This is a genomic window from Paenibacillus sp. MSJ-34 (assembly GCF_018918005.1).
In the GTDB taxonomy this organism is placed as follows: Bacteria; Bacillota; Bacilli; order Paenibacillales; family Paenibacillaceae; genus MSJ-34.
The window spans coordinates 22228-30391 of record NZ_JAHLPR010000062.1; the positions used below are offsets into that span (position 1 = coordinate 22228).

Annotated in this window: 6 protein-coding genes; all 6 read right to left on the reverse strand. The window is 51.3% G+C overall.

Annotated elements, in window-relative coordinates; all coding sequences use genetic code 11:
* Positions 1–41: 41 nt before the first annotated feature.
* Complete coding sequence (serS, locus tag KQI79_RS24255; RefSeq protein ID WP_216540886.1) at positions 42–1322, reverse strand: serine--tRNA ligase; 1281 nt, start codon at positions 1320–1322, stop codon at positions 42–44.
* Between the two features lie 15 nt (positions 1323–1337).
* On the reverse strand, positions 1338–1913 hold the full coding sequence (gene pdxT / locus KQI79_RS24260; RefSeq protein WP_216540887.1) for a pyridoxal 5'-phosphate synthase glutaminase subunit PdxT: 576 nt from the start codon (positions 1911–1913) through the stop codon (positions 1338–1340).
* Positions 1914–1929: 16 nt separating this feature from the next.
* Positions 1930–2814 carry a pyridoxal 5'-phosphate synthase lyase subunit PdxS gene (pdxS, locus tag KQI79_RS24265; RefSeq protein ID WP_216540888.1) on the reverse strand — a complete coding sequence of 295 codons (885 nt, stop codon included), beginning with the start codon at positions 2812–2814 and terminating at the stop codon, positions 1930–1932.
* Positions 2815–2940: 126 nt separating this feature from the next.
* Complete coding sequence (locus KQI79_RS24270) at positions 2941–4341, reverse strand: D-alanyl-D-alanine carboxypeptidase family protein (protein WP_216540894.1); 1401 nt, start codon at positions 4339–4341, stop codon at positions 2941–2943.
* Between the two features lie 114 nt (positions 4342–4455).
* Positions 4456–5913, reverse strand: coding sequence for an IMP dehydrogenase (gene guaB / locus KQI79_RS24275; RefSeq protein ID WP_216540889.1), 1458 nt, complete (start codon positions 5911–5913; stop codon positions 4456–4458).
* 173 nt (positions 5914–6086) lie between these two features.
* Positions 6087–7496 carry a putative glycoside hydrolase gene (locus tag KQI79_RS24280; RefSeq protein WP_216540890.1) on the reverse strand — a complete coding sequence of 470 codons (1410 nt, stop codon included), beginning with the start codon at positions 7494–7496 and terminating at the stop codon, positions 6087–6089.
* Between the last annotated feature and the right edge of the window lie 668 nt (positions 7497–8164).

Sequence of the window (8164 nt, forward strand, 5' to 3'; positions counted from 1 at the left end):
CAGATTCGATTGTACCATAGTATTCAAATGCATTTCAAGGGCTATTTTCTGGCAATGACCTTGATGTTGCCCATGTACGGCTGCAGAACTTCCGGTATCGAGACGCTGCCGTCCTCTTGTTGGTAATTTTCCAAGATGGCCGCCACCGTCCGGCCGATCGCGAGCCCCGAGCCGTTCAACGTATGCACAAACTCAGGCTTGCCCTTCGCTTCCCGGCGGAAGCGGATATTCGCGCGGCGCGCCTGGAAGTCTTCAAAATTGGTGCAGGACGAAATTTCGCGGTATGTCTTGCTCTCAGGCAGCCATACTTCCAAATCGTACGTCTTCGCCGACGCAAAGCCCATATCGCCCGTACAAAGGGTCATGACGCGATACGGGAGCTTAAGCAATTGCAGCACTCGTTCGGCATTGGCCGTCAGCTTCTCCAGCTCATCGTACGAGTCTTCCGGTTTAACCAGCTTGACCAATTCGACTTTGTTAAATTGATGCTGGCGAATTAATCCGCGGGTATCGCGGCCGGCCGCCCCCGCTTCGGAACGGAAGCAAGCGCTGAACGCGACGAAATACTTCGGCAAATCCTGCGCGTCCAATATTTCCTCGCGATGCAAGTTCGTCACAGGCACTTCGGCGGTCGGTATTAAATAATATTCCGTATCGCGCAGCTTGAACAAATCTTCTTCAAATTTCGGCAATTGGCTTGTTCCAATTAAGCTGTCGCGGTTGACAATATACGGAGGAAGAATTTCTTCGTAACCGTGTTCGCCGCTGTGCAAATCCATCATAAAATTCATAAGCGCACGCTCAAGGCGCGCACCTAGTCCTTTGTAGAACACGAACCGGGAACCGGTCACTTTAGCGGCCGATTCGAAATCGAGAATGCCCAAGTCCTGCGCAATGTCCCAATGCGCTTTTGGCTCAAAGGAAAATGCCGTCGGTTCGGCCCAATTGCGGATCTCGACATTATCTTCTTCCGACGCGCCTACCGGTACGCTCTCGTTCGGAATATTGGGAATCGCCAGCGCCAATTCCTCAATTTGCGATTCCAAGCCGCGCAGCTCTTCATCCATCTCTTTTATCCGGTCGGATACTTCTCGCATTTCCGCAATAAGCGCGTCCGCATTATCGCCGGCTTTCTTCAGCTTGGCTACTTCTTGCGAAACGACATTGCGGCGGTTTTTCATTTGCTCGCTTTCCTGGATGATTTCACGGCGCCGTGCGTCCAATTGCGGGAAATCTTTAATTAAATCGAGCGATTTGCCGCGATGTTGCAAGGCTTGCTCGACACGTTCGTATTCGTTTCTTAAGATTCTGACATCCAACATCAGCAATCGCTCCTTCTATTCAGCAGAGCCGGCCTTCACCATGTCCGCAAAATATTGATGCAAACGCGGATCTTCCGTTAATTCCGGATGGTATGACGAGGCCAATAAATGCCCTTGTCTTGCAGTTACAATCTCACCGTTGTATGTCGACAATACGTCAACGTTAGGGCCCACTTCCTTAATGAGGGGGGCACGAATAAATACGGCGCGAATCGGCTCGTCGATCCCTTTGACGGGAAGATCGGTTTCGAAGCTTTCCCGTTGACGGCCGAACGCGTTGCGGGCCACCGTCATATTCATGAGACCCAAGTGCGCTTCTTCCCCTTCGATCCGTTCCGCGAGCACGATCAAACCGGCGCAAGTGCCGAAAATAGGCTTGCCCTGTTCGGAAAATTGCCGGATCGCGTCGACAAAACCGTATTTGCGCATTAGTTTGCCGATCGTCGTGCTTTCCCCGCCGGGAATGATAAGTCCCTGTACTTCCTGCAACTGCTCGGTGCGTTTTACGGCAACGGCCTCGGCGCCGGCTTTCCCGATACTGCGGATATGTTCCGCCACCGCGCCTTGCAGCGCCAACACTCCAATTTTCATCCTGGATCCCTTCTTCTTACCAGCCGCGGTCTTGCATCCGCTCCGATGCGTTCAACTTGGAGATTTCGATTCCTTTCATCGGCGTGCCCAAGTTTTTGGATACTTCCGCGATCAATTTATAGTCTTCGTAATGTGTCGTCGCTTCAACAATCGCGCGCGCGAATTTCTCCGGATTGTCCGATTTGAAAATGCCGGATCCGACGAATACGCCGTCCGCTCCCAAATGCATCATTAAGGCCGCGTCCGAAGGCGTTGCGATCCCGCCGGCGGCAAAGTTTACGACAGGCAATTTGCCGGTTTCATGCACTTGCAGCAGCAAGTCGTACGAAACGCCCAAATTTTTCGCTTCCCCGAACAATTCATCTTTCGATAAATTTTGCACTTTGCGGATTTGGCTGTTGATGAGACGCATATGTCTTACGGCCTCTACAATATTGCCTGTTCCCGGCTCGCCTTTCGTGCGCATCATCGAAGCTCCCTCTCCGATCCGGCGCAACGCTTCGCCTAAATCTTTGGCGCCGCATACGAAAGGAACGGTGAACTCGTGCTTGTTAATATGGAATACTTCATCCGCAGGCGTCAATACTTCGCTTTCGTCGATATAATCGGCGCCCATCGCTTCCAGCACTTTCGCTTCCACGTAATGGCCGATTCTCGCTTTGGCCATGACCGGAATGGAAACGACCTTCATCACTTCCTCCAGAATCGTCGGATCGGCCATACGGGCCACGCCGCCTGCAGCGCGAATATCGGAAGGAACGCGCTCCAACGCCATAACCGCCACGGCACCCGCCGCTTCCGCGATTTTCGCTTGTTCCGCGTTCATGACGTCCATAATGACGCCGCCTTTTTGCATTTCAGCCATACCTCTTTTTACACGAGATGTACCCGTCTCCATCACAGTCAGCCCCCCACAATTTATATACATCGTTTGCTTGTCAAACCGTATGATTGATTGTTGATCTAACAAATTATTTTACAATATGCACCTGAAATATACAACCCGGCAACTCGGAATTAACCCATTTTAGAACAGATTTTTAATTCCGTTGAACATATCGACGAAAAAGTCTTTTATCGCGCGGAAGAACAATCTCCACCAGCTGCCCTTGTCCACGTCCTCGGTAGCGATTAAGTTGACGGTTTTTTCCTGCACGGCTCCTCCGTCATTATAAGTATACGTCACCGTTCCGACCACCTGCTCCTTTTGAATCGGCGCAACTAGCTCGTCCTCGCTCTTAATATCCACTTTCGATTCGATATTGCCGATATTCCCGTTCTTCGGCACGACAAAATTGACATTGGATTGCGTTACCACGGGAACTTCCGTTTTAACGCCTTTTTTGATTTTTACTTTTTCCGTGCCTTCGACCGTCGATTTCGGCGAAATGACCGTTTTCAATGCGAAATTCTCGAAACCGTAATCGAGGACTTTTTTCGTTTGAATAAAGCGTTGCGGTTCGGTTTTCGCCCCCATCACGACACTGATCAAGCGCATGCCGTCTCTTTCGGCGGTTCCTGCAAAACAATATCCCGCTGCTTTCGTATGCCCGGTTTTTAACCCGTCGAGTCCCTTATATGCGTACCGCTTAAAGCTGGGAATGGATTCGTTGCTTTCCAGCATCCAGTTCAAGTTAATAATGGGATCTTTGTCCCGGGGGCGGAATTGGTGTTTTTGTATCGCAGTGAATTTACTAAAGTCGGGATGATCCGTAACGATTCGCTGCGCCAATATGGCGACATCCCTTGCGGACAACACCGTCTCGTCGTCGCCCGCCGGTCTGTATTTCTCCGGCATATCCCCGCGATCCAGCCCGGTCGAATTGATAAAATGAGCCGTTTTCATGCCCATTTCTTTTGCCGTCTCGTTCATCATCTTCACGAACTCGGCTTCCGTTCCGGCAACTCTCTCCGCGAGCGCGACCGTCGCGTCATTCGCCGATCCGACCGCCATTGCTATGTAGAGCTCCTCAACCGTATGCTGGTCTCCTTGAGCGAGGAAAATACGCGATCCTCTCGTCAAGGAAGCATGTTCGCCTACCGTGACCACTTCATCCCACGATAGTTTGCCCTGTTTCACCTGCTCGGCAACGATATACTCTGACATCATTTTCGTCATGCTGGCCGGCGGCAACGGCACGTCGGCATTATCCTCGAACAAAATCTGGCCTGTCGTCGCCTCCATCAGAATGGCCGAACTAACCTCCAGACCGAGCGATTCGGCCGTCGCTTTAACGGGAGGTTTCGTTTGGGTTTGTTCTCCTTCCGCAAAGGCCACGGCCGGAACGATCGATATACATAACATTTGGAATAAAAGTATGATAGCGATGCTCTTTTGGAAGATGGAACGTTTGTGTACATTTTGCTTGTTGCTTCTCGATTGTTTCAACTGTTTACAACTCCTCTCAGCCCATGTGCCTCTCTTCATATTCACTTATTGTAACATACCGATTTCCGCAAAAAAAGATAGACAGGGCTGGAAGACCCTGTCTTTTTGTCGCGTATGCGCAATTGCTGTCAATAGTTGGTTGAATATCTGGAATTATAGGGAATAGTTTGGCGCTTCTTTCGTAATTTGCACGTCATGCGGATGGCTTTCGCGAAGGCCGGCCCCGGTAATCCGAATGAATTGCGTATCGTTCTGCAGCTCCGAGATGGACGCCGCGCCGCAATATCCCATGCCCGAACGAAGTCCGCCGATCAACTGATGGATCGTATCGGCCAAAGGCCCTTTATAGGCTACGCGGCCTTCAATACCTTCGGGTACGAGCTTGTTGTCGTTTTCCTGGAAGTAGCGGTCTTTGCTGCCTTCCTTCATCGCGCCGAGCGAACCCATGCCGCGGTATACTTTGAATCGGCGTCCTTGATAGATTTCGGACTCGCCGGGGCTCTCTTCCGTGCCGGCGAACAGGCTTCCGAGCATGACCGCATCGGCGCCGGCCGCGATCGCTTTCGCGATTTCACCGGAGTACTTGATTCCGCCGTCCGCGATAATCGGAATGCCGTACTCGCGCGCAACGCTCGCGCAGTCGTACACTGCCGTCACTTGCGGCACGCCGATGCCGGCGATGACCCGAGTCGTACAGATCGATCCCGGTCCCATTCCGACCTTGATGACGGACGCTCCCGCCTCGATCAAATCGCGCGTCCCTTCGCCCGTCGCCACGTTGCCGGCGATAATCGTCAAATCCGGATACAGAGCTCTAATTTTCCGAACCGCCTCAAGAATGTTCACATGATGCCCATGCGCCGAATCGACGGTAATCACGTCGACGCCTGCTTGTACCAACGCCTCTACCCGTTCGAACGTATCTTTGGAGATGCCGACGGCGGCCCCGACCAACAATCTACCTTGGGCGTCTTTCGCCGCGCGCGGGAATTGGATTGCCTTTTCGATATCTTTAATTGTAATAAGTCCTTTTAACGTATTCGTTTCGTCTACTAATGGCAGCTTCTCGATTTTATGGCGCTGCAGCATCACTTCCGCCTCTTGCAGCGTCGTTCCAACCGGTGCGGTTACCAAGTTGTCGCGAGTCATGACATCTTTGATTTTAATGGAATAATCATGAACGAAGCGAAGGTCGCGGTTGGTCAAAATGCCGACAAGCTTCTTGTTGTCATCCACAATCGGCACGCCGGAAATACGATATTTCCCCATTAATTCCTCGGCATCGTATACATGGTGCTCCGGCGTTAACGAGAACGGATTGGTAATGACGCCGCTCTCCGATCTTTTGACTCGATCCACTTCCTCCGCTTGTTGAGCTACGGACATATTTTTATGAATGATCCCGATTCCGCCCTCGCGTGCAATTGCGATGGCAAGCGCAGATTCCGTGACCGTGTCCATTCCTGCGCTGATCAACGGGATGTTCAATTTGACAGAATCGCTTAATTTTGTTGAAACATCGACCTCTCGCGGCAGCACTTGCGACTTGCGAGGCACCAGCAGCACATCGTCAAATGTTAATCCTTCCTTAGCAAACTTCGTTTCCCACACCAGAAAGTTCCTCCCTTTTTGAATTTTCCCAACCTTGCCGGCAAGGTTGGGAAAGATCGTTTCTTTACATTTCTTTTCAGAATATTATTGCAATATTAGCAAAGGGGATATGGGCTGTCAAGGATGTGTTACGAAACATTTGTAAAAATGTCGAAAAAGCCGGGCTTGCCAATTTATTCATACGTATATCTGCAATTGGGGCTCCATAGCAGAAACTCTTCGATTCCTTCGTCTTTTAACGCCCTAATCTGTTCTTTCACTTCAGCCGTGCCGTACCGGCGATGCGGCTTGATCCAGGTCGCCGTAAAGTTCTGCAGCCAAGGGCGAATGGCGGCGACGCGGCGGTTCGCCTGTTCGTCCAAGACGGCGACGGCGTACGCATCCTCCTCGTGGACCTCCTCGTTCTTGCTCTTTGCGTCGATCATCGCTTGGCGGATAACTTGATACGGATTCAAATCCGGATTGGAAATGCCGTATAATCCGCTGGAGTAGTGGGAGGGATAGGTCATGGGGGAAATATAATCGACCGCTTGCGCGATTTGTCCCCATATTTGACCGATGCCCATGTCGTCCGCTGCCGACGTTACCAGACCGAACACGTCTGCAGACACGTAAGCGCCCGCCTCGTTGATTTCCTTGCGCGCTTTTTGCAGAAACTGGCTCACATTTTCCGCTTTAGTCCATTGCTGTTCATTCGCGTAGGCAACTTCGCGGTCCACTTTATTGGCATTGTCCGGGAATCGCACATAGTCGAATTGAATTTCGTCAAAGCCGTGCGCAACCGCTTCTTTTGCAATATCGATATTGTATTGCCATACTTCCTCGCGGTATGGATCAGCCCATGATTTCTTCCCGCTGTCGCGCCACAACTTCCCCGATTTGGTCCTCATGGCCCACTGTTGTTGATGCCTTGACAGATGGGGGTCCTTGAACGTAACGATCCGGCCGATCGTATAAATGTTTTTGGACTTCAGTTTTTGCAATAATGCGCTTATGTCGTGTATCGGCGGATCCGCATCGGCTCGAAGTTGCTTAACGAGCGGGATGTTGGATTGATACGTTACGTTGCCGAAATCATTCTTGACGTCGATGACGAACGCGTTCAAATCGGTTCTGTCGGCAAGCCGGATCAACTTCTCCAGCATCTCCTCGTTGCCCGCAACCCAACCGGATACGTAAATGCCTTTGGCTTTGACGCGTTTCGGCAGTTTTTGGTGCGGGCGCGGCGTGGTTTCGCCGGAAAGGGGGCTGACCTCGTCGTTGGCGGTAGCTTTGACATTGTAGGACTCCGTCTCGTGAATGCCTTCGCCGACATGCAGCGAATCACCGTGCTTGTTCTTATGTATGCTCTTGTTCTTGGCATGGCTGTCTTGTTTGTCCGCGGTTGCGGCGCCTTTGGTTTGGCTCGACCGTGCGGCAGTTCGTTTCCCCTTTGCGGTCTGGCGGCCATGCTGATGCGATTCGGCTTTGGCATTAGATTTTGACGATAATCCGGGAATATGGCTCGGTATATTGCAGCCGCTCAACGCTACTGAGCTTGCAATACATAGTGCTAGAATGGGATATACTGTTTGTCTTCTCATGATGTACCACCTCTGCCCGTATTATTAACGGAAATCAGCAAAGTATTGAAAGGGGATTGGAGGGTTTGGAGGGATTTTTTGGTGTGCTTGTTGGGCCTGTTCTCCGCCGTGTTGTGGTAACTGCAAATATCCAGTTATTATTGCTCAATTAGCCCGATTTCGCTTTAGCAACTGCAAAAATCCAGTTGCTCGAAGCGCAAACCACCCTTTGTCCCGATTGTCGGCCATTTTAACTGGATTTTTGCAGTTGCTCGACCTAATTATCGCGTTTCTGCTGAAATTAACTGGATTTTCGCAGTTGCTATGGCGTACATCACGGGGGTTCCATAAGCGGCAAGGTAGTCCGGGAGAAGTAGTTCGTGGTGAGATCGTTCGGGCATGAGATTCCGGGTGGAGTGTCAGGTAGAGTGTCAGGTTGAGTCACGGTTACTGTTCCTTACCCGCCGACTTTTTACAGTGTCTCCGACGCTGGTATTCTTCTGTTATCCGCCTTCTGTCGAAGTCCCTTTCGCTCAGAATGGGAACATGGCGGCCTGCCGTAGGACTCCTTTCCCCGTTTCTCCTTTTTGCGCCCTTTGTCGAAATCCCGTTCGCTCAGTATAAATGAAATGCGGTCTGCGGCAGTTCCTTCCCCGTTCCTTTTTTACACCTTTTGTCGAAATCCCCTT